We start from the raw sequence: 26879 nt of genomic DNA on the forward strand, positions 1-26879 counted from the left end.
AGGCTAGGTTAGGTAATCTAAATCAGTTGGTTGTTGAAAGGTATTAATACTTTGTGGTTGAGGGTTATTATCTCTGGGCGACTTAGCGTCCAACATGGAATTAATCGGCATCCATAAGGCCGCCACACCCAAGCCGATAATTAATAATCCTGATGTTTTTCTAACCCAAGGCTTTTGCACAAGATGTGTTAACTGGTTAGACAGGCTAGCCATTAACAATAAACTGGGTAATGTACCTAGGCCGAATGCCAGCATAATCAAACCGCCTTGAGTAGCTGAGCCCGATACAATGGCAAAACTCAGTGCCCCATAAACCAAGCCACAAGGAATACCGCCCCATAACAAGCCTGTGAAAAAAGCAGATTTTAAGTCTTTAACAGGCAAAAAACGCTTAGTTAGTGGTTGTAATAATGCCCAAAATTTTGCGCCAAATTTTTCCAGTAGTTGAATGCCTGATGACCAGCCACCAATATACAAACCCACCATAATCATAAGCACGCCCGAAAAAATTCTCAGCGCTTTATCAAAGGAGCTCATTTGCAAAGTTTGCGCCAATACTGCGCCTAATAGGCCAAATACAACCCCCATTAGGATGTAACTTAGAATTCGACCAAGGTTGTAATTTAGGTGAAAAAGTGCCACTTTGCTAGGATTTGATCTCACTTGTGGATCTAGACCTGCTGTTAGCATGGCGACCACACCACCACACATACCTAAGCAATGAACACCGCCTAGCAAGCCCATCAAAAAAACACTAATCAGAACATCCATTAACTGGCGTTTTGACTGTCTAAGCGTTCAACTTCTAGCAAATGAATGCGGCGTGAATCAGTTTTTAAGACTTTAAACTTAAACCCTTGCAAGCTAATTTCGTCCATTTGTTCAGGCAAGCGGGTGAATCCAGAGATGACCACGCCAGCAATTGTATCAATATCTTCAGCGATGAGCTTAATGTCAAAAAATGCCTCAAACTCTTCGACTGGTGTGTTGGCTTTTAGCAAAAAACGCCCATCACCAAAATCAATAATATTGTCTTCTTCAAAGTCGTGCTCATCTTCAATTTCTCCCACGATTTGCTCTAATACATCTTCCAGCGTTACCAAGCCAGCAATTTCGCCATACTCATCCATGACAATAGCCATATGTGATTTTTTTTGTTGGAATACTCTCAGCAAAGCGCCCAATGTTTTACTCTCAGGAACCAAAATGGCACTACGTAGATATTCCTTGTAGTTAAACTCAGCACGCTTATCACCCGCTAAATAACTCAACAAATCTTTGGCTAAGATAACGCCTTGAATTTTATGGCGCTTAGAGTTAATAATTGGAAAACGGGAATGCGCCGATTTGATCATAATATCAAGCAGCGTTTTGGTATCAGCATTATGCTCGATGGTCACCATTTTTGATTTTGGCACCATGACATCGCGCACCTCCATATTCTCCAGCTGCATCGTGCCTTCGATAATGCTTCGACTATGAGAGTCGATAATATGGCTTTCTTCAGCCTCTTTAAGAGCTTGCAATAACTCTTCGTTTGAACCAAGAGGCGTGTGGAAAAATTTCTTAATAAGTCGTTTTAGAAAAGACTTTGTCGAGGGAGGTTGGTCGTCAAACATGTATTAGAGCTTTAAGTTAAAGGAGTATTTTACCAAAAATTAGGATTTTTTACCACTACGCATATTTTTGCCTTGGGCGGCGCGCTCTTTACGCACTTGCTTAGGATCTGCAATCAGTGGCCTATAGATTTCAACACGGTCTTTTTCACGCAGAATTGTATCTAATTTGGCAATTTTCCCAAAAATACCCGTCTTATCTTTCATTAAATTAATTTGAGGGTAAAGCGTTAACAGGCCTGAAAGTTCGATTGCTTGTTTTAGCGTTGTGCCTGCATCAACTTCTATATTTAATAGCGTTTGTTTGTTTTCTAATGCGTAGGCAACTTCAATATGCATTAACTTTGCTGATCGCATAAACGTTGTGCTTTGGCAAAGTCCAGCGTACCTTCATAAATAGCGCGCCCAGTAATAGCACCGCCAATGCCGTGATGTGATTGTGCCAATAAATTAGTAATATCGTCCATATTGGTGATTCCGCCAGAAGCAATAATATCAATTGAAGTTTGCTTGGCCAAATCGGCAGTTGCCTCAACATTGACACCTTGCATCATGCCGTCGCGTGCAATATCGGTATAAACAATTGAGCTGACGCCATCTTGTTCGAACTTTTTAGAAAGCTCGACCACATGCAAATCGGTTTGTTTAGCCCAGCCTTCAGTGGCAACTAGGCCATTATTAGCATCCAAGCCGACAATCACTTTCCCAGGGAACTCGCGACATAATTCAGAAACAAATTCAGGATGCGTCACCGCCATGGTGCCAATAATTAGATAGCTAATGCCAGCTTCGATATAAGTATTGGCAATCTGCATATTGCGAATGCCGCCACCAATCTGCACAGGAAGATTTGGGAATTCTTTGGTGATTTCTGTGACGCTGGCAGCGTTAATAGGCTTACCTTCAAAAGCGCCATTTAAATCAACTAAATGCAAACGTTTTGCACCTTGATCAACCCATTGGGCAGCCATTTTAACAGGATTGTCTGAAAACACTGTGGTGTCGTCCATTAAGCCTTGTCTTAGGCGTACACATTGTCCATCTTTTAAATCAATTGCGGGAATAATTACCATTTTTTTATCCGTTATGTCGCCGATACCCAATGGCTTCAATTAGATGGCGCTGCTCAACTTCTTGGGCATGATCTAAATCAGCAATGGTTCTAGCCACTTTTAAAATTCGGTGATAAGCTCTTGCCGAAAGGTGCAGTTTGTCAATCACACTCTCTAATAATTGCTTATTATCTTTATCTAAAATAATCAGGTTATCAATCTCGTCTGGACTTAGACGATCATTTAATTTACCCTGTCTGTTTAGCTGCATATTATAACAATCTAATACACGTGCTCTAATGGTTTCGCTATTTTCTATTGACTCACTTTTTTGAGCTAATAGCAGCTCTTTTGGCAAAGGTGGAACCTCTAATACCATATCAATACGGTCTAATAATGGGCCCGAAATTTTAACTTGGTATTTTCGAATTTGATCCTGCGTACAATGACACTTGCTAGTACCATCGCCATAATACCCGCACGGACAAGGGTTCATGGCAGCAACCAACTGAAAATTAGCCGGAAAAGTGACTTGTTGTTGTGCCCGTGAAACATGTATCTCGCCACTCTCTAAGGGTTGTCTTAAAGTTTCTAAAACCTGGCGCGGAAATTCAGGCAACTCATCTAAAAACAACACCCCTTCATGCGCAAGAGAAATCTCTCCCGGCCTAGGGTAAGAGCCGCCGCCAACCAATGAGACGGCTGAAGATGAATGATGTGGCGCTCGAAATGCTCGACGATACATTTGCGAGCTATCTAGTATTTTTCCAGCAATGGAATAAATAGAAGCCCTTTGTAAAGCTTTCTCAGTGCTCAAGGGTGGTAGTATCGAAGGCAGCCTTTCTGCCAACATGGTTTTGCCAGAGCCTGGTGTACCGCGCAATAAAATATTATGCCCGCCACTAGCCGCAACTTCCAATGCGCGTTTAGCCTGATATTGGCCTTTAACCTGCGAAAAATCATTCGCATAAATTGCTTGAAATTCACTCGGGGTTGAGCACTGCTCAGGCTCGCCCACACCTGATAAAAATTCACAAACTTGCAACAAATGCTTAGCTGGAAATATTTTTGCCTGTTCAGCCAGAGCACATTGTGCATAATCATCAGCGGGAATAACCAGTGTGTGTTTGGCCTTGTGCGCCTCAATAATAGCCGGCAGTAGGCCCTCAGTCGTATGCAACAAGCCGTCCAAACCTAGCTCGCCATAGAATTCAATCTTTGTTATATCAACTTCAGGTTTAACTTGGCCAGAGGCCAGCAGTATGCCAAGTGCAATAGGCAAATCATAGCGTCCACCACGCTTGGGCAGGTTGGCCGGTGCCAAGCTAACAGTAATACGCCCTTTGGGGGATTTAAAACGTGAATTAATCAGAGCAGATCGAACTCGATCTTTACTTTCTTTGAGTGCACCTTCAGGCAATCCAACAATAGAAAACCCAGGCAAGCCACCAGAAATATGCACTTCAATGGTAACTATTGGCGCATCAAGCCCTGTTGAGGCGCGCGTAAAAATTTTAGCCAGTTGACTCACACCGCCTCCAAATCTTCTAGACTCCATCTGGGTTGAATGGTGATTTCATCACTGTTTGTTGCCTGTCCTTTACTTAGGCGAAGATGCCCTGCAAGCGCGATCATAGCGCCATTATCAGTGCAAAATTCTTGGCGCGGATAAAACACCTGAGCACCTTGCTTTAAACCCATTGCATCTAACTCTTGGCGTAGCGCTAGATTAGCGCTAACACCGCCTGCTACTACCAATGTTGCTCTGCCTGTTTGCTCTAAAGCGCGGCGACATTTAATCATCAAGGTTGAGGTTACTGCCACCTCAAAGGCTTTGGCAATATTAGCCTTTTGCTCAGGATATTTAGCAAACGTATTGCGTGCAAATGTTTTCAGGCCACTAAAACTAAAATCCAGCCCTGGACGATCAATCATAGGTCTTGGAAACTTAAAAGCATTTGCATCACCCTGCTGGGCGAGTTCGGCTAAAGCTGGGCCGCCTGGATATCCCAAGCCTAAAATTTTGGCCGTTTTATCAAAGGCTTCGCCAACTGCATCGTCTAGAGATTCGCCCAAAATCTGGTACTCACCAATCGCCTTAACATCAATCAACATAGTGTGTCCGCCCGATACTAATAAAGCCACAAACGGAAAGCTAGGCACCTTCTCTTCTAACAAAGGTGCCAATAAATGCCCTTCCATATGGTGTACACCAAGTGAAGGGATTTTAAGACTCCAGGCCAATGATTTTGCCACTGCACTACCCACCAACAAAGCCCCGGCAAGACCAGGGCCTGCCGTATACGCAACGCCACTGATATCGCTTAATGTTAAGTGTGTATCAGCAAGCACTGATTTAATTAATGGCAGGGCGCGCTGAATATGATCGCGAGATGCTAGCTCAGGAACCACGCCGCCATATTCGCAATGAATCTCTACTTGAGAAAACAACTGGTGACCAATCAGGCCTTTTTCACTATGATATAGGCCGATGCCTGTTTCATCACAAGAGCTTTCAACACCTAAGGTAATAAAGGGCTTAATAGCCGACACTAGACTCGCCTAAATAGACTTTTTTAACTTCTGAATTATCAAGAATAGCTTGTTTATCGCCCCTGGCAATAATATTCCCACCATGTAAAACATAGGAGTGATCACAAGTATCAAGCATTTCTCGATAATTATGATCTGTAATTAACACGCCAATACCTTTATCCTTTAAATGGTAAATAATTTGCTGAATATCGCCCACAGAAATTGGGTCCACCCCTGCAAATGGCTCATCTAGTAGGACAAATTTTGGATCCATTGCTAGCGCTCTAGCAATCTCAACTCGACGCCTTTCTCCACCTGAAAGACTCAGGCCGTCAATATGACGAATATGTTCAATATGAAATTCAGATAACAACTCTTCTAGACGATGCTTTCTTTGCGGCTTATCTAAGGCACTATTTAATTCCAAAACAGCCAAAATATTATCCTCAACTGACAGCTTTCGAAAAATTGAAGGCTCTTGTGGTAAATATCCTAAGCCCAATTTAGAGCGTTTATGCATAGGCATTTTGCTCACCTTAACCCCGTCAATAAAGACTTGGCCTTTATCTGCCCGAACCAAGCCACATGCAATATAAAAACAGGTCGTTTTACCAGCGCCATTAGGACCTAACAAGCCCACAATTTCACCGGACTTAACCTCAAACGAGACGTCGGAAACCACTTCACGTCGGGCGTATTTTTTAGAGATATGGGTAACAGTGAGTGTGCTTGATGACATGATAAATTGATTTATTTTCTATAAGATATCTTACCCTAAATAAGTCGGATTTGTTTAGAGCTACAGACCTCAATCAACTGTCCATTCACCTCTACTATTAGCATTCCTTGGGAATTAATACCCTTGACTACGCCAATCAATTTTTGATTATTTATATCCAACTCTACTTGCTTATTTGTTAAATAATCCACTTGTTGCCATGACTTTAGAAAATAAGCAAGGCCGTGAGAGGCGAATAATTGGCAATTTTTTAAAATATGGTTGATTAATAAAGCGGATAAATCTTCAATAGCTGGCGGCTTTTGGATGATACTGGCTAAATCAATCCAAGGGGAGTCGCATTCAAAATTTTGCCTCAAATCATAATTTAAACCAAGCCCGATAACAACAGATTGATATTGGCCTTGTAATGTATTTTCAATTAAAATACCCGCTAGTTTTTTCTGACCAACAAATACATCATTTGGCCATTTAAGCTTTACTTGGCTAATACCGAGCGCTTCCAGTGCGCTAACCACACCAAGCCCAATCACTAAACTCAAGCCGTTCAGCGATAAATCTACGCCAAAAACATGGCGAATAGACAACAACACACTAGCATCTTTTTGACTCAGCCAGCTACGATCATACTGACCTTTCCCCTGTGTTTGCTCACTAGTAATGCAAATTTGGGTGGTTTGTGAAAATGCGAGCGCCGACAGGTAGTCATTCGTACTCGCTATTGAATCAAAAGCAAAACACTCAACTGCTGGTTTAATTTGAGCGGCTAGATTAGAATAATTAGCCATGTGATAACCAGCAATACTAATGAAAGCCAAACTGCCGCTGAACCCATATCTTTAGCAGCGCCTGATAAGGCGTGATAGTCGTCTCCAATACGATCTATTGCTGCCTCAATGGCAGAATTAAGCATTTCTACAATTAACACCAAAAAAACAACAGCAATGAGTGCGAATTTTTCCAGAGGAGAGCTGCCTAAAATCAATGCTAACGGGATCAAAACAAACGCCAACCAGACTTCTTGCCTGAAAGCGGCTTCAGATTGATAGCAGGTTTTAAGGCCTTTTATTGAAAATTCAAACGCCTTAAAAATTCTCTTAAGACCAACAGCTTCATTTTTCACAAGTGGCTCATTAGATGGTTAAAATAGTTAAATCAATTTTACACATAAGTTTAATTATGAAAATAGCATTAGGCGTTGAATACATGGGCACTGATTTTCATGGCTGGCAATTGCAAAAGTCAGGCATTCGTACTGTGCAACAGGTGGTTGAAAAAGCACTTTCAAAAATTGCTGATCATCCAGTGAGGGTTTTTTGCTCGGGTAGAACTGATGCAGGTGTGCATGCTATTGAACAAGTTATTCATTTTGAAACTCACGTTGATCGCGAAGACAAGGCCTGGCTGTTTGGGGGTAATGTCAACTTGCCTTATGATGTGAATTTCACCTGGGCAAAACGTGTTGATGATGACTTTCATGCTCGTTTTAATGCGCATGCCAGGCGCTATCATTACAAAATTCATAATGCCAAAGTGCGCTCTGCCATTATTGGCCGACACTCTCTCTGGGAGCCAAGAGCACTTAATATTGAGGATATGAGTGAAGCAGCACAATACCTTCTAGGAGAGCATGACTTTTCTGCTTTTAGAGGGAGCTTATGCCAGGCGAAATCTCCTATTAAAACCATTGAATTTATTCGCTTAAGTAGGCACAATGACGAAATATTACTAGATATTAAAGCCAATGCGTTTTTACATCATATGGTTAGAAACATTGTTGGCACACTACTCAAGGTGGGCAAGGGTGAGCGCCCTGTCGAATGGGTGCAAACCGTATTAGCCTCGAAACAACGCAAAGAGGCTGGTGCAACAGCCCAGCCTCAAGGTTTATATTTTGTTAAAGCGTTTTACGAATCTAGAACACAAGGTTCATCATTGTCATCATAACAATCAAGAATAAGACCGTCATTACACCACCTGCCTTAATAAAGTCAGCCACCTTATAGCCACCTGGACCCATAATGAGCGCATTAACTTGGTGCGTTGGAATCAAGAACGAGTTAGATGTTGCAATAGCTACTGTGAGTGCATAGATGGCTGGATCTGCACCCACCTGAATAGCAATATTAACTGCAATTGGCACCAAAAGAATAGTAGCACCAACATTGGACATAACCAAAGTGAAGAAAGTTGCTAGTACAGCAATCGACGCCAAAATAACCCAAGGTGCCATATCGCCAACCACTTTCACAGTTTCCTGAGCAATCCATAAAGCCGTACCTGTTTTAGAAACAGCCAAGCCTAGTGGAATTAAACTGGCTAACAAAAATACTGTTTTCCACGAAACCGCTCTATAGGCTTCTTCAATTTTAAGCACCTTCGTCAGAATCATGCCTAGTGCACCAGTCATTAATGCAATAGAGAGTCTAATATCTGTAAATAAAATTAAAAATAGGGCGATAGCAAAGAAAATACCAGCCCATTTAACCTTTTCAGGGCGAGACTCTTCTTGCACAGGATACTCTGATGTAACAACAATAAAATCGGTGTTATTTTGTAGGCGCTCTAAGTCTTCCCAACATACATGCGAAACCAGGGTATCGCCTGATTGAAATGGAAGGTCACGAATCCCTTCACCCTCTTTTAAAGTTTTACCACCACGATGGAGTGCAACCATGGCAAGGCCGTAAGTTTTTCTAAGCCAAACATCTCGTGCAGTTTTGCCGATCAGTGTTGAATTTGGTGGAATGACCAGCTCAGCAGTACCGCAGTTTTGTGTTGACAGAAGGTCTGAAAATTTTTCAATTTTATCGGATAGATCTAGTTTGAAGCCTTCAACAAAGCTATCTAAATCTTCTTTAGAGGTTAGTAATCCAAGCGTCATATTGGCTTCAATAGCAGTACTACGATCAACTGAATCGTGCCCAACTAAGCTATTATTATTAGCATCTTGAATGGCAACAATTCTGACGCGTGAAATGGTTTCAATATCGTCAAGTTTCATGCCCACCAAATCGCTGGTTGCAGGTACGCTTACTTCAAATAAATCGTAATTAATTTTATAAACTTCTTGAAAATGCTCAATCGCAGATACTGACTCTGACTGATCTTCTTTAACTGTTGGCAATACCCATTTCCCAGCTACCACAAAATAAATAATACCCGTTGCCACTAAAGCAATACCAATTGGCGTCACTGAAAACAAACCCCAAGTTTCCATCTGATTTTCAACAGGCAAACCTTGGTTCGTTGTTAGAATCAAGTCATTCAGCAAGATCAATGGACTTGACCCTACCATGGTCATCGTACCACCCAAAATCGCCGTGAAACCCATTGGCATTAAAAGCCTAGACATTGGAACACCTGAGCGAGAAGAAATCCTGCTCACTACTGGAATAAATAAGGCCGCTGCGCCCACGTTTTGCATAAAGGAAGAAATAAATCCCACCGTTGAAGAAACAATCGGAATAATTCTTGTTTCAGAGCGTCCGCCTACTCTCAGAATAAAAGCAGCCACTTTAGTCATAAGCCCTGTCTTATCAAGACCGGCACCAATAATCATCACGGCCACAATTGACATAACTGCATTCGATGAAAATCCATCAAATAATTGTTCATTATCAACCAAACCACTCTCAAGACCCATTAGGGTATAAACCAACGGCAGTGATGTTAAGCCTAATACAACCATAATCGTAATAGCTGCCTCATCCACCTCTACCACTTCAAAGGCAAAAAGGAAAATGGTTAATAATAAAATACCTAGCATCCAAGCAATTGGCGCTGTAGGAGCAACAAGAGCGAGCCACAAGCCAAAGACTAGAAATATAATAGCTGCAATTATTTTTTTATTTAACATGAATTCCCTCGCTCTTAAGATCAGATAATAAGCCTATTATTATAATGTATTTATAATATTATTGATTGCTAACATTCTTAAAAACTCCCAATTAAAGCCAAAGAAGTGCCTATTATTTGTATTTTAATGGCAAATTATTCATTTTTTAAATCCATACTTTTAAATGTTTACTGGCATGATTATGATAAAATTTTGTCAAAAATATAAGTTGAATCAACCAAGCAAGGAAAAATGTGTAATCAACACGACCGTAACGAAGACATTAATCAACTGTTTATTAACAATAATAAATGGGTAGATGAAATCAATCAGCGCGATGCGTCATTCTTTTCTAACCTCTCTAAACAACAAGCACCTGATTACCTGTGGATTGGCTGTTCTGATAGCCGAGTCCCAGCCAATGAACTAGTAAAAATGGACCCTGGAACTATTTTCGTACATCGTAATATCGCTAACTTGGTTAACTCAAGTGATATGAATATCTTGGCTGTCATTCAGTATGCGGTTGAAATTCTTAAAGTTAAACACATTATTGTTAATGGACATTACGGCTGTGGTGGCGTCCAAGCGGCTATCAATACTAGTAATCCTGATCTCATTGACAACTGGATTAGAGCCATACGTAAGTACTATCAACGCGCCAAAAATGAGCTAAAAAACCTCTCTAAAGAGGAGCAGGTTGACAAGCTTTGTGAGATTAATGTGGTTGAACAGGTGCGCAATATATGCCATATTCCGGTTATTAAAAAAGCTTGGAGAGATGGTCAAGCTTTGTCTGTTCACGGCTTTATTTATGATATTAAGGACGGACACTTACACAATCTAAATGTCACTATTGACAATAGCGATGATGCTGAAAAAATGGTCTCTAGAGAGTCAAGTTTTTAAAGATTAAAAAAATCAATAATCTCTGCTAGAAATTCTCATCCCAGTCAACCAAAATTTGGCGCTTATCCATATCAATTGATATTAAAAATGGTTCAATATAAGGCACCCAGTGCTCTTTATTGTCCTTGCTTGACGAGGACTCTGTTCCAGCGCTAACAACCATGACTTTATTAGAGCCGGTATCAACCATATAAGCAATCTCACCCAAAACAATCCCTTGGCAATTAACAACTTCTAGCCCTGTTAATTCATCCCAATAATATTCTCCTTCTGGCAGCTTGGGTAATTGCGATTTTTCAATATACAGCTCAGTGCCGATATAGTCTCTAGCTACCTCGCGATCATTAACGTTTTTAAGCTGTGCAACAATCGTTTTGGCCTGAACCCGTCCTTTGACAATTTCTAAGGTAGTCCAGGCGCCATTTACTTTAATGTGCCAAGGCTGATAAGAAAGAATATTTTTTCTAGGATGGGCGTGAGAAAATATTTTCACCCATCCCTGGACGCCAAAAAGGCCATTAATCTGTCCGATCAATAGCCTTTTATTGTCGAGAGGTTGGTCCACTACTTACTCAGCAGCCGTCTCTTCCTCTGTTGCTGCTGCCGCTTCTGCTTCTGCAGCCGCTTTAGCCTCCGCAGCTTCAGCTGCTTTCGCTTCAGCCTCAGCTTTCGCTTCTTCATCAGCTTTTGCCTTAGCTTCAGCTGCTAGCTTAGCTGCAACTGCTGCCGCTCTAGCTTCTTGAGCCGCAACACGCTTTTCACGAATTGAAGGATCTTTAAATTCTTTTACAAGTTGTTTAACACGATCAGACACTTGTGCACCTTTTGATGCCCAGTAATCTAATCTGTCTTCTTCGATAGTAAGCCTAACCTCTTGTCCACGAGCAACTGGATTAAAATATCCGATACGCTCGATATAACCACTGTCTCTACGCTTTCTAGAGTCTGTTGCTACAATTGAATAAAAAGGTTTTTTCTTGGCTCCACCGCGGGCTAGTCTAATTTTAACCATGGGTTTTTTGCTCCTGTGTTTATTAAAAGCTTACACCGAAAAGGTATAAGACGCGAGATTATATCAGTTTTTCTAGTGCTTCTGCTAGTTTTTGTGCATCACCTGTGTAGTTCATCGGGGTGAGTTCGGCGAGCGCTTGCTTAGCATCCTCTGGCATATCCAAATCTTTTACAAATTCTGCTAAAACTTGTGCATCAATACTATTGCCACGTGTGAGCGCTTTTAGCTTTTCGTATGGATTCTCAATACCGTAGCGACGCATCACTGTTTGAATAGGCTCTGCCAACACCTCCCATGACGAATCTAGATCTTGATGTAGGCGTGCTTCATTGGTTTCTAATTTGCCAATGCCTTTGGCAATTGACGCGTAAGCCACTAAACAGTGTGCACAGCTAACCCCTAGATTTCTTAGTACGGTTGAGTCTGATAAATCACGCTGCCAACGAGAAATGGCTAATTTATCTGCCAAATGTGTATTAATGGCATTGGCAAGTCCTAAATTTCCTTCGCCATTTTCAAAATCAATAGGGTTAACCTTATGCGGCATAGTTGATGAGCCAACCTCACCTTCAATGGTTCTTTGCTTGAAATAACCCAAAGACACATAACCCCAAATATCACGACAAAAATCAATCAAAATTGTATTAAAACGATTCATTGAATGAAAATATTCAGCCATATAATCGTGCGTTTCGATTTGAGCTGTGTACATGGCATAATTTACGCCCAGCCCTTCAATAAACTGCTGAGAAATACTCTGCCAATCCAGTGTTGGATAGGCGGACAAGTGTGCATTAAAGTTACCTACTGCACCATTAAATTTACCCATAATTTTGACATTCTCTAACTGCTCAATTTGTCTTTTTAAGCGATACGCAAAGTTAGCCATTTCCTTGCCGACTGTTGTTGGAGAAGCAGTTTGGCCATGCGTGCGTGACAACATTGGAATGGCCGCATTATCTTTCGCCATCTTGCCAATCAACAACAATACAGTTTGCATTTGCTCAAGCATTACTTGACGCCCATCAATGAGCATTAGCGCATGGGATAAATTGTTAATATCTTCTGATGTACAAGCAAAATGAAAAAACTCGCTCACTGCATTGAGCTCTGCATTCTCTTTAATTTGCTCTTTTAAAAAATACTCTACTGCCTTAACATCATGATTTGTCGTGCGCTCAATATCCTTGACAGCTTGTGCATCGGCTAATGAAAAATTGGTCGCAATATCGCTTAAAAATTGGGCTGCTTCTGGGCTAAATGCAGGCACTTCTTTAATATTTGCATTATTAGACAGGGTTTGCAGCCATTTAACTTCAATTAAAACACGGTATTTAATCAGACCAAATTCACTAAAAATAGTGCTAAGCGCATTGGTTTTATCGAAGTATCGCCCGTCAATTGGGGAAATGGCAGTAAGGTGAGTCAGGTTCATAAGCGTGCCTATTAGCTAAAAACTGCCTTGTATTTCATAATATGACAAATAAAAACTATAATATGAAAAACTTGGTAGTAATAAAATGATAGAATTATACGCTTTATTACTGACGAGAAAACACAATGAAATCAGCCTACCTTCAACACGTTAACGAACGTCAACAAGATAATTTACCACCTTTAGCATTAAATGCTGAGCAAGTTGCTTCAGTGGTTCAGCACCTAATTCAGGGCGATGAAGATGAATTTTATTTAGACCTGCTCACTAACCGTGTGCCACCAGGTGTTGATGAGGCTGCCTATGTGAAGGCGGGCTTTTTAGCGAGCATTGCCAAAGGTGATCAGCCTTGTAATGCAATCGACCAAAAACAAGCTACTTTCTTATTAGGTACCATGGTGGGTGGCTACAATATTGAGCCAATGGTTGGCTTACTAGATAACGATACATTGGCACCGATTGCTGCAACTGGCTTATCTCATACACTACTCATGTTTGATGCGTTTTATGATGTCAAAGACAAGGCAGATGCAGGTAATTTGGTCGCCCAACAAGTATTACAATCTTGGGCAGACGCCGAGTGGTTTACGAGTCGTGACAAAGTCGCTGAAAAAATCTCAGTAACAGTCTTTAAAGTAACTGGAGAAACCAACACGGATGATTTATCTCCTGCACCTGACGCTTGGTCTAGACCTGATATCCCGTTGCACTCTTTAGCGATGTTAAAAATGACACGCGACGGCATCAATCCAGAAGAACATGGCAAAGTAGGTCCAATTAGCCAAATTGCAGCATTGCAAGAAAAAGGCTTTCCACTTGCTTATGTGGGCGATGTTGTCGGCACGGGATCCTCACGCAAATCCGCGACCAATTCAGTTTTATGGTTTATGGGCGATGAGATTGCCTACGTACCTAATAAAAAAGACGGTGGCGTTTGTTTGGGTGGAAAAATTGCACCTATCTTTTTTAATACCATGGAAGACTCTGGCGCCCTACCAATCGAGCTAGATGTCGCTCAATTTAATATGGGCGACGTGATTGATATTTACCCTTATGAAGGTGTTGTTAAAGAGCATGGCACTGATAAAGTTTTGAGCACTTTCGAGTTAAAGTCAGATGTGATTCTTGACGAGGTTCAGGCTGGCGGCAGAATCCCTCTAATCATTGGTCGCGGCCTAACAGCCCGCGCTCGCGAAGCGCTAGAGCTTGAGCCTTCAACCCTATTCCGCTTACCTGTAGAAATACAAGACACAGGTAAAGGCTACTCATTAGCACAAAAAATGGTGGGCAAGGCCTGTGGCGTTGAAGGTATTCGCCCAGGTACTTATTGTGAGCCAAAAATGACAACAGTAGGCTCTCAAGATACCACCGGGCCAATGACACGAGATGAATTAAAAGATCTGGCGTGTTTAGGGTTTTCAGCAGACTTAACCATGCAATCTTTTTGCCATACAGCCGCCTACCCAAAGCCAGTTGATGTAGAAACACACCACACGCTGCCCGACTTTATTATGAACCGTGGCGGTATCTCTCTACGTCCAGGTGATGGCATTATCCACTCTTGGTTAAATCGTATGTTATTGCCAGACACAGTAGGTACAGGTGGCGATTCACACACACGCTTCCCTATTGGTATTTCTTTCCCAGCAGGCTCTGGTTTGGTGGCATTTGCCGCTGCCACTGGTGTTATGCCACTAGACATGCCAGAATCAATTTTGGTACGTTTTTCTGGTGAAATGCAGCCGGGCATTACCTTGCGTGATATGGTTAACGCTATTCCTCTTAAAGCTATTGAAAAAGGCTTACTAACCGTTGCCAAAGAAGGCAAAGTTAACGCCTTCTCTGGTCGAGTATTAGAAATTGAAGGCCTGCCTAATCTTAAAGTTGAGCAAGCTTTTGAATTATCCGACTCTGCCGCTGAACGTTCGGCTGCTGGTTGTTCTATTTATTTAGACGAAGCGCCAATTATTGAGTATTTAAACTCTAACGTAGTCATGCTCAAATGGATGATTGCACAAGGATATGGCGATAAGAGAACCATTGCACGTCGCATTCAAGCCATGGAAAAATGGCTGGCCAACCCTAAACTCATGAAAGCAGATGCTGATGCAGACTACGCAGAAGTCATTGAAATCAACATGAGCGACATTAAAGAGCCAATTTTGGCTTGTCCTAATGATCCTGATGACGTTAAAACACTCTCTGACGTTGCTAATACCAAGATTGATGAAGTGTTTATCGGCTCATGCATGACCAACATTGGCCACTTCAGAGCAGCAGCCCAGCTATTAAAAGGCAAGTCTGAAATAAACACCGAACTTTGGATTGCACCGCCAACTCGTATGGACGAAAAACAATTAAAACAAGAAGGTGTATATGATGCCTTTAGTGCTATTACTGAGCATACTGAAATGCCTGGTTGTTCACTATGTATGGGTAACCAAGCGCGTGTTAAAACTAACGCAACTGTCGTATCGACTTCAACTCGAAACTTCCCAAATCGTCTAGGTGATGAAACTAATGTGTATTTATCCTCTGCCGAAGTAGCCGCTATTTCTGCAAAACTTGGCTATATTCCAACTGCGCAAGAATACTTATCTGCAATGAAGGGTATTGAGCCAATGGAAGCACAAATTTATCAATATCTAAATTTTGATCAAATTGATGAATACGAAAAGCAAGCAACTACCGTGCCTGTAGAAAATATTCTAAATTCATAAAATCAAACGGCATGTTTTAAATGGCATGCTGTTTTCATTAGGACAATAAAAAAGCCGCTATTTAAGCGGCTTTTTTATTGTCTGTAAAAAGGGAAAGATTATTTAATCTTAGCCTCTTTATAGATAACGTGTTGTCTTACAACAGGATCAAACTTCTTAACCTCAACCTTTTCTGGGTGAAGACGCTTGTTCTTAGTTGTTGTGTAAAAATGGCCTGTCTTAGCCGATGATACTAATTTAATTTTCTCTCTCATATCTTACTCCTAAACCTTTTCGCCACGTGCGCGGATTTCTTTAAGCACGACTTCAATGCCTTTTTTATCAACAATTCGTAAACCTTTAGCTGTTAGCTTTAGTTTAACAAAACGATTCTCACTTTCCACCCAAAAACGGTGTGTGTGAAGATTCGGATAAAAACGACGACGCGTTCTGTTGTTTGCGTGTGATACATTATTACCACTAATTGGGCGCTTACCAGTTACTTGACATATCTTTGCCATGACTCACCTTTCAAAAATCTAAAAGAAACGAATTATACTTAAAATTATTTCACTTTCCAGGCTAAATTTTATAAAAATTCTATTTACTATTGCTTTGATTGGCTGTATCATACCCCACTTCGGAGGGATGGCAGAGCGGCTGAATGCACTGGTCTTGAAAACCAGCAAGGATTAATCTCCTTCCAGGGTTCAAATCCCTGTCCCTCCACCACATTACCCCTTATGTAGCAACGATTACCAAGTAATTTTTTAAAAGTTTCACTACATTTTCACTACATACAAAAAAAACACCCCATTAATTCACTAGCTTTTTTAGCTCTAGATATTGTTATTTTTTGTTAAGAATTAATTTGCTGGCTGAGAGATTTTTCCATCGATTTGAAAGAATGCATATGGATAACGATATACCTTATTTATGAATAAAGCATAAATAGTTATAAATCAACCACAGGTGCATACTTTATTACATCATTTAGATGGTCTGGAGATAAATGGGCATACCTCATAGTCATTGTTAAGGTGCTATGGCCTAACACCTTCTGCAAGCTCAAAACATCGCCACCATTCATAATAAAATGACTGGCAAAGGTATGTCTCAATATATGTGTACTTTGTCCTTGAGCTTTTTTAATGCCCGATCTTTCATAACAACTCGCAAAAGTATTCTTATTAGCCGCTAATGGTAGATCTAATTGAGCTTCTAATTTTGGATTAATTGGAATATATCTATTCTTACCACTTTTAGTATTAAATAAACAAATCTTGCCGTTTCTAATATGCTCAGGTTGCAAGCTTCTAGCCTCTCCCCACCTTGTGCCGCAAGTTAAGCATATCAAAGCACACAGGTAAGTATCTTTATATTGTTTAAGCTCTTTAAATAATTTTTTTATTTCTTCATCATCAAGATAAAACAACTCCCTCTCTGGAATCCTGATAGTGCGAACTTCTGCCAAAGGATTTGGATAATTTACTTCTTTCAGGCGTCTCAATTCATTAAACACACTTGATAAATAAGTTTGCTTGTTATTAATTGTTTTTGGCTTGTGTACCTTTAGTTTTTTAGCTCGATAATGTGCAAAATCTTTAGCAGAAAAATCTGAAGCAATAGGGTTGCCCAAATCATTAGCTACCTTCTTTAATAGCGCTTTACGCTGCTCTCCATCTCTCAAGCTTTGACCGTGCATTGCGTACCATGCTTCAATTAAATCTAACAACGTTCTATTGTCTTTTTTTACGCTTGCCCAGTCTTTGTTTTGATAGACCTCCGTAATAAAATTACGCTCATAGCCTTGGGCTTCTTGCCTAGTTTTAAAGCGTTTTTGTATGCGTTTATTTCGCCCTTGAGTAATATCAACGGTAAATGTGCCATTTGGATTTTTTCTGACCATTTTTTACCTCATTAACGTCATTATTTACACAACCCTTTGAATAGGATTAATACTGTGGTAATTTTCAACATTACAATTAGTTAAATCATAGCTGTCTTGTAAATTAAGCCAATATTGCGGGGAGTTGTTAAAGTATTTACCAAGTCTGATTGCCGTATCACTACTAATTGATCGCCTTCCTTTTAAGATGTCACTAATGCGCGTCTGTTGCACAAAAATATCTTTAGATAGGCGATAAGCAGTAATGTTGTAATCTTCTAGCAACTCTTGTAAGAATTCACCTGGATGGAAGTTATTTTTAATCATGGTTATTTCTCCGTTTAATAGTAATTAACAATTTCAACATCATAAGCATTGCCGCCTATAAAAATAAAAAATACCCTGTACTGTTGGTTAATCCTTATACCGCTCTGCCCCTTTCTATCGCCAAATAATCCTTCTAAGTGATTTGATGATGGCAAACACAAATCATTTAAACAAGTAGCACTGTCTATTTGCACCAATCTCATTAATGCTCTTTTAATAATATGGCTAGGAATCGATTTATGCTTGCCATCAGTTGCAAATTTTTCAGTTCTTTTGTCAGCGTAACTTTTTATCATATTTTTGTTATATAGTATCGTATTGAAATACTATTGTAAAACAATACTATTTTAAACTACTTTACCAATCTCATCCTTCACCTCTTCCTTAATGTGAGGATTAACCTGAGGCATGCATTCATCATCATCCGTCATTAGACACTGCGAATGTTCTGGAAATGCAGAGCACAACTTTTTGGCAAATTTAGCTTTATGAGTAGGTGTTAATACTATTCTTTCTAATTTTAAAAAAACTACAAAATCAATACATACAACAAAAATATAGATATAATCGAACTAGATTTAATTTAACTTGGGAATAAAAAAATGAGAATGAATAAAAAAGGTTTTACATTAATTGAATTATTAATCGTAGTTGCGATTATCGGTGTTTTAACTGCAGTAGGAATGCCTATGTATCAAGGTTATATTGCAACTGCAAAGGTTAATACGTCCAAAGAGAATCATGCCAGAGCTCGTGATTTTATTGCAGCATCATTTACTAAGTGTGCAACAGGACCAACAACGGGAATTCCTTTAAAAACAGATGACGCAGGTGCAACAACTGATGTTTTATGTAGTGAGAGTGCAGCAGATTTTGCAAGTGCATTTATACTTCACTTTAAAAGTGACGGTTGGAAAAATCCTCATGATGGTAATCAATTCTGCTGTAGCGCCGCTGCGCCAAAATTAAAAAGTGGTCCAAATACACAAATAACAGCCTCTGGAAACATCTTAACAATAAAGACAAATGTAGGTAAAGAGGATGGAACAGATGACAACAAAACCAATACCGTTATAAAAGAGTAGTACACCTCTCTTTGTTAACCTAACAAAAAGCAGAATAAGTCTTAGAATTTGTTCTGCTTTTTTTAACTTCAAAAAAACCATGTTAAAAACTAAAAAACCATCTTTTACATTAATTGAATTACTTATTGTTGTTGCAATATTAGGCGTTATTACTGCTATTGGAACCCCTATTTACAATGGGTTTATTAGCTCTAGCAAGGAAATTACCGCAAAAAATAGCCTTCGTAATATCTGCTTAGTTCAGGCAGATTATTTTTCTGAAAACAGTAATTACTTACTAACAAGCGTAGATACGACAGTAAAGATTAATGACAATCTCTTTGGTAAAAAAACCTTAAATGAAAATGAATCTGAAGGAGGATATCAATATTCTATTACTAAATCACCAGGTGGGTATCAAGCAAAAGCAACGCCAAAAGACACATCGTCAGACTTAACACCATATTGTGTTGATCACACTGATGGCCCGCCATTCTCTTGCTAATAACTTAAAGAGTTTGTCCCATTTGAAACATTGGAGTATACATCGCTACCAAAATAAAACCAACAGTAACACCCATAAATACAATCATGATCGGCTCCAACATTGAGGTTAGCTGAGTAATAGTAACATCCATCTCTTCTTCATAATAACGGGCAATTGATTCAAACATCTCCTCCATGTTGCCGGTCCTTTCCCCGACTGAAGTCATTGCGGTAAAAGTAGCTGGAAAAATAAAAGGATTCTTCTCAAAAAGTACTGATAGCGGCTCACCTGAGAAAACCCCTTTTTTAACCTCAATCATGGCTTCTTTGATAATAATATTATCATTAGAAGTGGCAGCAATATCCAAAGATTCGATTACTGGTACGCCTGCAGCAGTTAGGTTGCCTTGAATCATTGCAATTTTAGATAGCGCTGATTTTTGAATTAATTCACCAAAAAGAGGGAGTTTTAAAATAAATTTATGCCAGCTACGTCTAATCTTATAATTACTCTTAACAAGGGCTGATAAAGAAACACTTATCGCCATAAATACAACTGCTAGCAATCCTCCCCCCATTGGATTTCGCATAAATTCACTAATATCTACCACTATTTGCGTAGTTGCCGGCAATCCACCTGGAACACCTTTAAACATATCTTGAAATACAGGAACAACAAACACCATCATTAAGATAATAACTGCCATTGCTACTACAAGTAGCACTATAGGATAAGTCAAGGCGCCTTTAATGCTAGATCGAATCTTCTCATCCTTCTCCATACCAATCACTAATTTACTTAAAAATAAATCAACCTTGCCGCTCGACTCGCCCGCTCTTAATAGATTAATGTAAACGTTATTAAACACATAAGAGTGTTTTGCAAAGGAGTCTGAAAGTGGTGTGCCGGATTCAACATCATTGTGTATCTGAGTAATAACTTGTTTTAAAGTCGGATTTATCGTTTGTTTTTCAATCATAGAGATAGTCTCTAAAATCGGCAAACCTGCACGTATCATGGTTTCTAATTTTTTGGTAAAAGCAATAACTTCATGAATGGGGACTTTTTTCTTAATTCGTTTAACTTTCTTACCTGCGCCATCATCCAACTCAACTTCTTCCCCCGAAACCCTCTCCAAAGAAGTGATAATGATCTTGTCTTCTTTTAACTTGAATGCTGCCTCATCTTTATTGAGTGCCTCAACCTTGCCATCAGTATATTGATTACCTTGTATTCCTTTATATTTATATACTGCTGCCATAAATCACCTTTAATGCTTATTCAGACATGAGTATGCGTTGATACTCTTTTAAGCTAATAGCCCCTTCTAATAAAAATCCTCTGCCTACTTCTTGCATAGTGGAAAAATGGTCCTTTTCTTTAGCAATTTTTAAAAGTTCTGGTGTGGTTAATCCGCTCAAAACACCTTGTTTAATATTATCAGTCACTCTAAGTACTTCGTATATACCTTTACGCCCTTTATAGCCTGTTTTGTTGCATTTAGAGCACCCTTTGCCATAACAAAGTTGTGTTCTAGATGCCTCCTCTGGAGTAAAGCCAATTGACATTAATTGCCCTTGTGTGACAGACTCGTCCTGGGTTTTGCAAGCTTCACAAACTTTACGTGCTAATCTTTGCGCCACTATCAATGTTAAAGATGACGTTATTAAGTAAGGTGCTAGCCCCATATTAATTAGACGGGTGATTGTACTAATAGCGTCGTTAGTATGTAATGTAGAAAGCACTAAATGCCCTGTTAATGCAGCTTTTATAGCGATATCAGCAGTTTCTTTATCACGAATTTCGCCCACCATTACTACTTCTGGATCTTGGCGTAAAAATGAACGCAATGCTGCTGAAAATGTCAGTCCAATGTCTTCTTTGACATGCACTTGCCCTACGCCATCGATAGTAAATTCCACAGGGTCTTCCGCAGTAAGTATATTAATATCATCTTTATTTATTCTACCTAGTGCAGCGTATAAAGTGGTAGATTTACCACTACCAGTAGGGCCTGTTACTAACACCATGCCTTGTGGCGCATCTACTGCATCTTTAAAAGCTTGCTCATCTTCTTCTAAAAACCCTAATGTTTCTATGGTTAAGGAAATAGAACTGGTATCTAAAATACGCATAACTACTCGCTCACCAAAGCTTGTTGGTAATACCGATACACGAAAATCAACTTCTTTTTTTCCAGCCTGTAAACTCATTGCACCGTCTTGCGGCAACCTACGCTCAGCAATATCAAGCTTTGACATAATCTTAATACGCGTCACAATAGCGGCATAATTCTCAAAAAGGTCTTTATCTTGATCTTTTTGATCTATCAATACACCATCCAGTCTAAAACGCATCCTACCAAACTTTTTATAAATCTCTAGATGTACATCACTCACTCCCAATTTAATTGCCCTTTTCAAAGCCTTATCTACAAAATCAATAACAATACTTGAGCGCGCTTGATTTTGACTAACCTCTTCCTCAACAATACTCTCCCTATCTTTCTCATTTTGAGTTAAAGGAATATCGTTTAAATTTGCTAAAAACTCATCAACCTGGCTAAAAGTAGTAATATAGGCATGTATTTTTTTATCAGTTAGGAGTCTAATACTTGCCATAATGTTCAGAGCAGAAGGCTCTGAAATCACTACATCTAACGTTCCACCCTTATCACGGATAGGAATTACCCTATTTTCACAAATAAACTTTTTAGGTAGTATGCTAATAACAGATGAATCCACAATCTTATCATCTAATAAATTTATGTAGTCCAGTTCATAAGTTTCAGAAAGCGCATTAACAATTAACTTCTCACTAGTAAAATTGTGCTCAATTATTGTATCTATCAAGCCTTTACCACCCTCATTACTGGAGATAGTGGCATGCGAAAGCTGCTCATCAGTAATCAAGCCATAACCAACTAAAAAAGAAGCTATTTGCTTTGCTGCTTCAATAGGAATGCCTAACTTCATAAGCTTAAATAATACGAGGGGCTAAGAAAATAAGCAGCTCTTTTCGAACATCGGAATCTTTTTTATAACTAAATAGACCGCCAATTAAAGGAAGATCTCCAAAAAATGGGACTTTATTAGTTGCATCAACTGTTGTCTGTGTAAACACACCGCCAATTACAACAACAGTGTTATCTTTAACTAATAACGTAGTGATGATCTCACGCTTATTAATTGCAGGGGCTGTATTACTCTTACTGTAATCAGGTGAATTTTTTTCAACCTTTACTTTTAAAATTACATTGCCATCACCAACAATAGATGGTGTTACCGTTAACTTAACTCCTGCTTCTCTAAACTCGTAATCTGTTCCACCGCCATCTGCTGATGATGGATAAGGTATCTCATCACCCTGAATAACAATGGCCTCCTCATTATCAAGTGTAAACACCCTTGGGTTAGATAATACTTTTGTAACGCCGTCTTTTTCAGAGGCTGATAATTCTATTTTTAGATTAGTTGAAGATGTTGCCAACATAAAGCCTATGCCACCCAATGGAGATGTAAGACCATTATTTGATAATAATCCTGTACCACTACTATATGAACTTGCGGTTCCATCAGCCTGCGTACCACCTCCAGTTCCGGCCGCTGTAAGTGCGTAACGATCACCATCAACATTGCCTAGATTATTGGCACTCATGCCAAATTTAGCGCCCAACTCTTTACTAAAGTCATCTGTCGCTTCAACAATAAAAGCCTCAATTAAAACTTGCCTCGTGCGGACGTCCACTTCTTTAATCAAACGCGCAATCAGATTTAACTCTGATTTAGTTGCCTGAACAATAAGTGAATTTAAGCGATCATCGATGGTAACCCTTATATTCTTAGATTTACTAACAGAGTCGGGGCCACTACTTCCAACAGAGTCCATTACACTCTCAATTTCAGATTTTATATCGACTGCTTTGGTGTAATATAAGCGAAATATTTCAGTATAAATTGGCTCAATAGCGCGCTGCGCATCACGAGTCTTTTGCAAGTCTTCAATTCTTTTGCGATCAAATTCCTCTTGCGCCACTAGTACACCCTGGTTATGAATACGAATAATATTCGCCTTCTCATCGACGTGTTTAGCTAATTTCTTAGTTTTTAGGACTGAATCTAGGGCTTTATCCCATGGTACATTTACCAACTTTGCGGTAACTTTTCCATCAACCTCATCGCCCACTAGGATATTTTTACCTGTAATCTCTGAAAACATAACAGCCATATCTTGAATGCTTACATTTTCAAAATTAATAGTAATAGGAAACACGCTATTATTAGCATCACTAACATTAATATAATTCTTTCTTTCTTCTTTATTAATTTGCCTTCTTTCATTATTGCGAATTTTTTTCTCAAGTTCAGAGTCTACTTGAATCACAGGGCCAAGAGAAACAGTTCTATCAACACTTTCAGTCCTTTCTTTCATAAATTTTTCAGGCTCAAGAAGAGCTTTTTGCCCTCTCATTTCATTTGTAGTACATGATGATGTCAATACTACAAAAAATAAAATAAAAAATACTCTACTAATTCTTATCATTGCTAACACTCCTATTTCTAACCAATAAAGAAACTACTTTATCTTTTTCTGTAACCTCAATGCCGCGCTTATTAATGCCTGTTATTTTTCCATTAGCATTGCCGAGTGTATCATTCACTCTAACAAAAAAATCTTCTCCATTTTTTATTTTAACCATGGCAATATCACCCTCATTTGAGGCAATCAATGCCATCAATATATAATTATTAACTGGGTATTTTTTTAGTGGATGTACGCCTTCTAACACTTCACCATTAGGATAAGCATTAACCCCTCCGCCTGATCCAGATGTGATATCTTCAAACGGATTCCTACTTTCATTTGCCACCACGGTTACTGCCGTTGATAAAAAAACACTTAAAATAATAATAAATAATTTATTTTTCATAACACTACCCTCCAGAATTTATAGTTTTTTCAGATTCATTAGCTGGTAATCGGTAAGTTGCCAGTGTGGCAGAAACCTTAACTTCACCTTTTTTAGTTTTAGACTCTAATACAATAATTTTTTCTACATCAATATTAATAATTTTCTTCAATTCTGCCAGACCCTTTCTAAACCTTGTGTAGTTAGAATAATTGCCGCTAATTTCAAATCTTACCTTGAACTCATAGTAAGCTACTTTTTTTACTTCATCCTTCGCACTCTTTTTCTTCGAACTGAGTCCTTTTTGTACTTCAAAAACTGGAATTTCACCCACTTTTTCTAGCTTTGAAATCATAAGCTGATTACTAAGTGCCAACATACTGATATGGCGGTACAAATCCTCCAATTCTTTGTCAGTATGGAATAACTTAGTTCGACTGTTAAAATCTTTTTTTGAGGCTTTGAGTTTGATCTCCTCTTTAGTAATTCTAACGGATAAAACTGCTATATCATTTTTTAAATTATTAACTTGAGAAATTTGCCTTTTTTGTTGCTCTAATTTTTCTTGCATTGGCACATACACATATACTACATACAAGACAATCACCAATAGCACCAATACACCGGAAATTATAATTTTTGCATACGGGCCATCCATTAGAGCAGATGAAGAGCCTCTTTTAGATCTTTTTTTGGCAAACAAACTCTTAATCAACTCACCAACATCCATATCCATATTAATTGCCATTGAGTTTCTCCTTATTTTCAAGTGTTTTCTGCTTGACCAATCCACACCTTATAGAAAATGACTTATAATTTCGCTTATTTTTTACTTGTATCGACATTGTTAACAAAGAAGCTTTATCTATTACGCTAGATTCTCCCAAATTTTCAATAAACTGTAATATATTTTGATCACTGATTGACAATCCAGAAAGGGTTAATATATTGCTTCCAGTATAATTTATTCTATTTAATGACACGCCCTGAGGAACTGAAGCATTAACATCTAACAACACAGAATACATAAAAGCCTGGTTAGAGGTAATATTCTTGCTAGCTTCAAGCATTCCGCTAAGCTCTTCCCTATCACTCTTGAGCTCATTAAGAATTGTCAATTTGGCTTGCTTTTGTTTTTTAAGCTCTTGATACTCAATTAATTGTTTTTCACCTTCTTCAATATTTGCATCATCATTGAAAAAACTCCAGGCAGCAGTAAAAATAGAAAGAGCTACAAATATTACAACACCCCAGCGAGATAGAAATTTCATTTTTTCTTGATTTTTTACACCGTCTCTATTAGGTAGTAAGTTAATATTATTAGTACCTGTGACATACTCATAATAACCAAACACGTCAAGCTTACGAGTTGCCAGGCCTAATACAGAAGAGAATACGGATAAATTAGATTCTGCCAATATTTTTTCTTTTAAATTTTCAGGTAGGGTGACTGTTTTAAGAGCGTCAAATATTTTGATACTAATATTGGGCAATGCTTCTTGCAAATTATCAATAATATTATTAATATTAGATATTGTTGAAGAAATCAATATAGAGTCAATTGGCTGAATTTTATATTTTGATTGATATGAAGAAAGCATTTGATTAACTTGCATTGCAAATCGATCGATAATCTTTTTTTGCAATAAAGGGTCAATATCAGAAGTAGCCAACAAGCTTCTATCTTTGTCAGAAAGGTAAATATCTGAAATAAATGGAGAGTCTTCATGCAAAATCAATATGTAATTCTCATTAAGACCAAACTCTAAAATTGCGATTGGCGCATCTCCTTTAGTTAAGTCCTTGCGAAGCTCTAATGCATTACGAATTGCAAAACAACGAACATCCACTACTACGGGATTGAGTCCCGCCTGCCTAACAATATCCAAATAATGATCAATATCATCTAATTTAGAAGCTACAAATAACAAGTCCATTTGATTTTCAGCTGTATTGCGCTTAAGAACCTGCCAAAATATGGAATAGTCTTCTAAATTATCGGTAAGTTGCACAGCATTCTCCCACAGAGAATTTGTGTCCACCGCCTCTTGAAGCTCTTCATCGCTCATGAGTGGCAGGGTAACCACCTTAATAATCGCACTACTAACAGGAATAGAAACCGCAGCATTGGTGGTGGTTATTTTAGCTGATGCTATAGTTTGAACAAGCTTATTAACGTACTGTTCGGCTTGACTTTTAATAGAGTTCGTATCTGTAGCATCATCAATATACTTATAACCTAATTTTGTGAGTAACCACTTATCATCATTGCCACTTAACTGAGCCAGTCGAATACATCCAGGAGTAATATCTACACCCACAAGATCTTCTTGCTCTACGCTAAGCTTACTTAGGTAGTTCATTAACTT

29 protein-coding genes and 1 tRNA gene are annotated in these 26879 nt (G+C 39.0%); 6 read left to right on the forward strand and 24 right to left on the reverse strand.

What is annotated here, in order from left to right; translation table 11 throughout:
- Positions 1–3: 3 nt before the first annotated feature.
- The 9 genes from SP60_RS03210 to SP60_RS03250 are packed head-to-tail and all read right to left on the reverse strand — an operon-like array spanning position 4 to position 7065.
- On the reverse strand, positions 4–771 hold the full coding sequence (locus SP60_RS03210) for a sulfite exporter TauE/SafE family protein (protein WP_053951257.1): 768 nt from the start codon (positions 769–771) through the stop codon (positions 4–6).
- Positions 771–1619, reverse strand: a complete 849-nt coding sequence (locus SP60_RS03215) for a CorC family transporter (RefSeq protein WP_053951258.1) — start codon at positions 1617–1619, stop codon at positions 771–773. Before SP60_RS03215 ends, SP60_RS03210 begins: the two co-directional genes overlap by 1 nt.
- 39 nt (positions 1620–1658) lie before the next feature.
- Positions 1659–1955 (reverse strand): RnfH family protein, encoded by a 297-nt coding sequence (locus SP60_RS03220; RefSeq protein ID WP_053951259.1) that lies wholly within the window; start codon positions 1953–1955, stop codon positions 1659–1661.
- Entirely contained in the window at positions 1955–2689 is a 735-nt protein-coding gene (gene hisA / locus SP60_RS03225; RefSeq protein WP_053951260.1) for a 1-(5-phosphoribosyl)-5-[(5-phosphoribosylamino)methylideneamino]imidazole-4-carboxamide isomerase, read from the reverse strand. Before hisA ends, SP60_RS03220 begins: the two co-directional genes overlap by 1 nt.
- 4 nt (positions 2690–2693) lie before the next feature.
- A complete protein-coding gene (locus tag SP60_RS03230) occupies positions 2694–4226 on the reverse strand; it encodes a YifB family Mg chelatase-like AAA ATPase (RefSeq protein ID WP_053951261.1) in 1533 nt (510 codons plus the stop codon).
- Entirely contained in the window at positions 4196–5221 is a 1026-nt protein-coding gene (gene tsaD / locus SP60_RS03235) for a tRNA (adenosine(37)-N6)-threonylcarbamoyltransferase complex transferase subunit TsaD (protein WP_082319633.1), read from the reverse strand. Before tsaD ends, SP60_RS03230 begins: the two co-directional genes overlap by 31 nt.
- Positions 5208–5942, reverse strand: a complete 735-nt coding sequence (lptB, locus tag SP60_RS03240) for an LPS export ABC transporter ATP-binding protein (RefSeq protein WP_053951262.1) — start codon at positions 5940–5942, stop codon at positions 5208–5210. The genes tsaD and lptB overlap by 14 nt, the downstream gene beginning before the upstream one ends.
- 35 nt (positions 5943–5977) lie before the next feature.
- Positions 5978–6730, reverse strand: a complete 753-nt coding sequence (locus SP60_RS03245; protein ID WP_053951263.1) for a biotin--[acetyl-CoA-carboxylase] ligase — start codon at positions 6728–6730, stop codon at positions 5978–5980.
- Entirely contained in the window at positions 6709–7065 is a 357-nt protein-coding gene (locus SP60_RS03250; RefSeq protein WP_053951264.1) for a diacylglycerol kinase, read from the reverse strand. The genes SP60_RS03245 and SP60_RS03250 overlap by 22 nt, the downstream gene beginning before the upstream one ends.
- 56 nt (positions 7066–7121) lie before the next feature.
- Here SP60_RS03250 and truA point away from each other — a divergent pair, with 56 nt between their 5' ends.
- Positions 7122–7889, forward strand: a complete 768-nt coding sequence (gene truA, locus SP60_RS03255) for a tRNA pseudouridine(38-40) synthase TruA (protein ID WP_053952208.1) — start codon at positions 7122–7124, stop codon at positions 7887–7889.
- Here the strand turns inward: truA and SP60_RS03260 are convergent.
- A complete protein-coding gene (locus SP60_RS03260; RefSeq protein WP_053951265.1) occupies positions 7858–9801 on the reverse strand; it encodes an SLC13 family permease in 1944 nt (647 codons plus the stop codon). The two genes, truA and SP60_RS03260, sit on opposite strands and share 32 nt — an antisense overlap.
- A 231-nt stretch (positions 9802–10032) precedes the next feature.
- Between SP60_RS03260 and SP60_RS03265 the strand changes: the two genes are divergently transcribed.
- Complete coding sequence (locus SP60_RS03265) at positions 10033–10689, forward strand: carbonic anhydrase (RefSeq protein ID WP_053951266.1); 657 nt, start codon at positions 10033–10035, stop codon at positions 10687–10689.
- A gap of 25 nt (positions 10690–10714) precedes the next feature.
- Here SP60_RS03265 and rimM read toward each other — a convergent pair whose 3' ends face one another.
- The 3 genes from rimM to purB are packed head-to-tail and all read right to left on the reverse strand — an operon-like array spanning position 10715 to position 13136.
- Positions 10715–11254 carry a ribosome maturation factor RimM gene (gene rimM / locus SP60_RS03270; RefSeq protein ID WP_053951267.1) on the reverse strand — a complete coding sequence of 180 codons (540 nt, stop codon included), beginning with the start codon at positions 11252–11254 and terminating at the stop codon, positions 10715–10717.
- Positions 11255–11257: 3 nt separating this feature from the next.
- Entirely contained in the window at positions 11258–11701 is a 444-nt protein-coding gene (rpsP, locus tag SP60_RS03275) for a 30S ribosomal protein S16 (protein WP_053951268.1), read from the reverse strand.
- Positions 11702–11759: 58 nt separating this feature from the next.
- A complete protein-coding gene (gene purB / locus SP60_RS03280; protein ID WP_053951269.1) occupies positions 11760–13136 on the reverse strand; it encodes an adenylosuccinate lyase in 1377 nt (458 codons plus the stop codon).
- 125 nt (positions 13137–13261) lie between these two features.
- Here purB and acnB point away from each other — a divergent pair, with 125 nt between their 5' ends.
- Positions 13262–15856 carry a bifunctional aconitate hydratase 2/2-methylisocitrate dehydratase gene (acnB, locus tag SP60_RS03285; RefSeq protein WP_053951270.1) on the forward strand — a complete coding sequence of 865 codons (2595 nt, stop codon included), beginning with the start codon at positions 13262–13264 and terminating at the stop codon, positions 15854–15856.
- Positions 15857–15954: 98 nt separating this feature from the next.
- On the opposite strand, the gene rpmG is transcribed toward acnB, so the two are convergent.
- Both rpmG and rpmB read right to left on the reverse strand, forming a co-directional pair.
- Entirely contained in the window at positions 15955–16110 is a 156-nt protein-coding gene (rpmG, locus tag SP60_RS03290; RefSeq protein ID WP_053951271.1) for a 50S ribosomal protein L33, read from the reverse strand.
- Positions 16111–16119: 9 nt separating this feature from the next.
- A complete protein-coding gene (gene rpmB, locus SP60_RS03295; RefSeq protein ID WP_053951272.1) occupies positions 16120–16356 on the reverse strand; it encodes a 50S ribosomal protein L28 in 237 nt (78 codons plus the stop codon).
- A gap of 121 nt (positions 16357–16477) precedes the next feature.
- On the opposite strand from rpmB, the gene SP60_RS03300 reads away from it, so the two are divergent.
- Positions 16478–16567: transfer RNA gene (locus SP60_RS03300), tRNA-Ser, on the forward strand.
- Between the two features lie 223 nt (positions 16568–16790).
- Here the strand turns inward: SP60_RS03300 and SP60_RS03305 are convergent.
- From SP60_RS03305 to SP60_RS03315, 3 genes are read right to left on the reverse strand one after another with little or no spacing between them, the layout of a single operon-like run.
- Positions 16791–17744 carry a phage integrase gene (locus SP60_RS03305; RefSeq protein ID WP_053951273.1) on the reverse strand — a complete coding sequence of 318 codons (954 nt, stop codon included), beginning with the start codon at positions 17742–17744 and terminating at the stop codon, positions 16791–16793.
- 24 nt (positions 17745–17768) lie between these two features.
- Positions 17769–18050, reverse strand: a complete 282-nt coding sequence (locus tag SP60_RS03310) for a HigA family addiction module antitoxin (RefSeq protein WP_053951274.1) — start codon at positions 18048–18050, stop codon at positions 17769–17771.
- 14 nt (positions 18051–18064) lie between these two features.
- Complete coding sequence (locus SP60_RS03315) at positions 18065–18346, reverse strand: type II toxin-antitoxin system RelE/ParE family toxin (RefSeq protein WP_053951275.1); 282 nt, start codon at positions 18344–18346, stop codon at positions 18065–18067.
- Positions 18347–18652: 306 nt separating this feature from the next.
- Here SP60_RS03315 and SP60_RS08495 point away from each other — a divergent pair, with 306 nt between their 5' ends.
- Entirely contained in the window at positions 18653–19135 is a 483-nt protein-coding gene (locus SP60_RS08495) for a type IV pilin protein (protein WP_053951276.1), read from the forward strand.
- Between the two features lie 79 nt (positions 19136–19214).
- Positions 19215–19619 carry a type IV pilin protein gene (locus SP60_RS03325; RefSeq protein ID WP_053951277.1) on the forward strand — a complete coding sequence of 135 codons (405 nt, stop codon included), beginning with the start codon at positions 19215–19217 and terminating at the stop codon, positions 19617–19619.
- A 4-nt stretch (positions 19620–19623) separates the two neighbouring features.
- On the opposite strand, the gene SP60_RS03330 is transcribed toward SP60_RS03325, so the two are convergent.
- Genes SP60_RS03330 through pilM form a run of 6 tightly spaced genes read right to left on the reverse strand, consistent with a single transcriptional unit; the run spans position 19624 to position 26873 of the window.
- Positions 19624–20862, reverse strand: coding sequence for a type II secretion system F family protein (locus SP60_RS03330; RefSeq protein ID WP_053951278.1), 1239 nt, complete (start codon positions 20860–20862; stop codon positions 19624–19626).
- A gap of 16 nt (positions 20863–20878) precedes the next feature.
- Positions 20879–22576 carry a GspE/PulE family protein gene (locus tag SP60_RS03335; RefSeq protein WP_053951279.1) on the reverse strand — a complete coding sequence of 566 codons (1698 nt, stop codon included), beginning with the start codon at positions 22574–22576 and terminating at the stop codon, positions 20879–20881.
- A 4-nt stretch (positions 22577–22580) separates the two neighbouring features.
- Positions 22581–24143 (reverse strand): type IV pilus secretin PilQ, encoded by a 1563-nt coding sequence (gene pilQ / locus SP60_RS03340; protein WP_053951280.1) that lies wholly within the window; start codon positions 24141–24143, stop codon positions 22581–22583.
- Entirely contained in the window at positions 24130–24531 is a 402-nt protein-coding gene (locus SP60_RS03345) for a pilus assembly protein PilP (RefSeq protein ID WP_053951281.1), read from the reverse strand. Before SP60_RS03345 ends, pilQ begins: the two co-directional genes overlap by 14 nt.
- A 4-nt stretch (positions 24532–24535) precedes the next feature.
- A complete protein-coding gene (gene pilO, locus SP60_RS03350) occupies positions 24536–25258 on the reverse strand; it encodes a type 4a pilus biogenesis protein PilO (protein WP_053951282.1) in 723 nt (240 codons plus the stop codon).
- A complete protein-coding gene (gene pilM, locus SP60_RS03355) occupies positions 25248–26873 on the reverse strand; it encodes a pilus assembly protein PilM (RefSeq protein WP_158403324.1) in 1626 nt (541 codons plus the stop codon). Before pilM ends, pilO begins: the two co-directional genes overlap by 11 nt.
- Between the last annotated feature and the right edge of the window lie 6 nt (positions 26874–26879).

It is taken from the genome of Candidatus Thioglobus autotrophicus (assembly GCF_001293165.1).
Taxonomy (GTDB): Bacteria; Pseudomonadota; Gammaproteobacteria; order PS1; family Pseudothioglobaceae; genus Thioglobus_A; species Thioglobus_A autotrophicus.

Excerpts from the sequence above, each read along its gene's own strand:
- SP60_RS03265 (WP_053951266.1), top strand. The coding sequence starts at position 10,033 with ATGTGTAATCAACACGACCGTAACGAAGACATTAATCAACTGTTTATT.
- SP60_RS03315 (WP_053951275.1), bottom strand. The coding sequence starts at position 18,346 with ATGATAAAAAGTTACGCTGACAAAAGAACTGAAAAATTTGCAACTGAT.
- SP60_RS03335 (WP_053951279.1), bottom strand. The coding sequence starts at position 22,576 with ATGAAGTTAGGCATTCCTATTGAAGCAGCAAAGCAAATAGCTTCTTTT.
- SP60_RS03215 (WP_053951258.1), bottom strand. The coding sequence starts at position 1,619 with ATGTTTGACGACCAACCTCCCTCGACAAAGTCTTTTCTAAAACGACTT.
- SP60_RS03345 (WP_053951281.1), bottom strand. The coding sequence starts at position 24,531 with ATGAAAAATAAATTATTTATTATTATTTTAAGTGTTTTTTTATCAACG.
- rpmB (WP_053951272.1), bottom strand. The coding sequence starts at position 16,356 with ATGGCAAAGATATGTCAAGTAACTGGTAAGCGCCCAATTAGTGGTAAT.
- rpmG (WP_053951271.1), bottom strand. The coding sequence starts at position 16,110 with ATGAGAGAGAAAATTAAATTAGTATCATCGGCTAAGACAGGCCATTTT.
- SP60_RS03325 (WP_053951277.1), top strand. The coding sequence starts at position 19,215 with ATGTTAAAAACTAAAAAACCATCTTTTACATTAATTGAATTACTTATT.
- pilM (WP_158403324.1), bottom strand. The coding sequence starts at position 26,873 with ATGAACTACCTAAGTAAGCTTAGCGTAGAGCAAGAAGATCTTGTGGGT.
- SP60_RS03310 (WP_053951274.1), bottom strand. The coding sequence starts at position 18,050 with ATGATTAAAAATAACTTCCATCCAGGTGAATTCTTACAAGAGTTGCTA.
- SP60_RS03230 (WP_053951261.1), bottom strand. The coding sequence starts at position 4,226 with ATGGAGTCTAGAAGATTTGGAGGCGGTGTGAGTCAACTGGCTAAAATT.
- hisA (WP_053951260.1), bottom strand. The coding sequence starts at position 2,689 with ATGGTAATTATTCCCGCAATTGATTTAAAAGATGGACAATGTGTACGC.
- SP60_RS03220 (WP_053951259.1), bottom strand. The coding sequence starts at position 1,955 with ATGCATATTGAAGTTGCCTACGCATTAGAAAACAAACAAACGCTATTA.
- SP60_RS08495 (WP_053951276.1), top strand. The coding sequence starts at position 18,653 with ATGAGAATGAATAAAAAAGGTTTTACATTAATTGAATTATTAATCGTA.
- SP60_RS03260 (WP_053951265.1), bottom strand. The coding sequence starts at position 9,801 with ATGTTAAATAAAAAAATAATTGCAGCTATTATATTTCTAGTCTTTGGC.
- lptB (WP_053951262.1), bottom strand. The coding sequence starts at position 5,942 with ATGTCATCAAGCACACTCACTGTTACCCATATCTCTAAAAAATACGCC.
- acnB (WP_053951270.1), top strand. The coding sequence starts at position 13,262 with ATGAAATCAGCCTACCTTCAACACGTTAACGAACGTCAACAAGATAAT.
- pilQ (WP_053951280.1), bottom strand. The coding sequence starts at position 24,143 with ATGATAAGAATTAGTAGAGTATTTTTTATTTTATTTTTTGTAGTATTG.
- pilO (WP_053951282.1), bottom strand. The coding sequence starts at position 25,258 with ATGGCAATTAATATGGATATGGATGTTGGTGAGTTGATTAAGAGTTTG.
- SP60_RS03245 (WP_053951263.1), bottom strand. The coding sequence starts at position 6,730 with ATGGCTAATTATTCTAATCTAGCCGCTCAAATTAAACCAGCAGTTGAG.
- SP60_RS03305 (WP_053951273.1), bottom strand. The coding sequence starts at position 17,744 with ATGGTCAGAAAAAATCCAAATGGCACATTTACCGTTGATATTACTCAA.
- truA (WP_053952208.1), top strand. The coding sequence starts at position 7,122 with ATGAAAATAGCATTAGGCGTTGAATACATGGGCACTGATTTTCATGGC.
- SP60_RS03330 (WP_053951278.1), bottom strand. The coding sequence starts at position 20,862 with ATGGCAGCAGTATATAAATATAAAGGAATACAAGGTAATCAATATACT.
- SP60_RS03210 (WP_053951257.1), bottom strand. The coding sequence starts at position 771 with ATGGATGTTCTGATTAGTGTTTTTTTGATGGGCTTGCTAGGCGGTGTT.
- rpsP (WP_053951268.1), bottom strand. The coding sequence starts at position 11,701 with ATGGTTAAAATTAGACTAGCCCGCGGTGGAGCCAAGAAAAAACCTTTT.
- purB (WP_053951269.1), bottom strand. The coding sequence starts at position 13,136 with ATGAACCTGACTCACCTTACTGCCATTTCCCCAATTGACGGGCGATAC.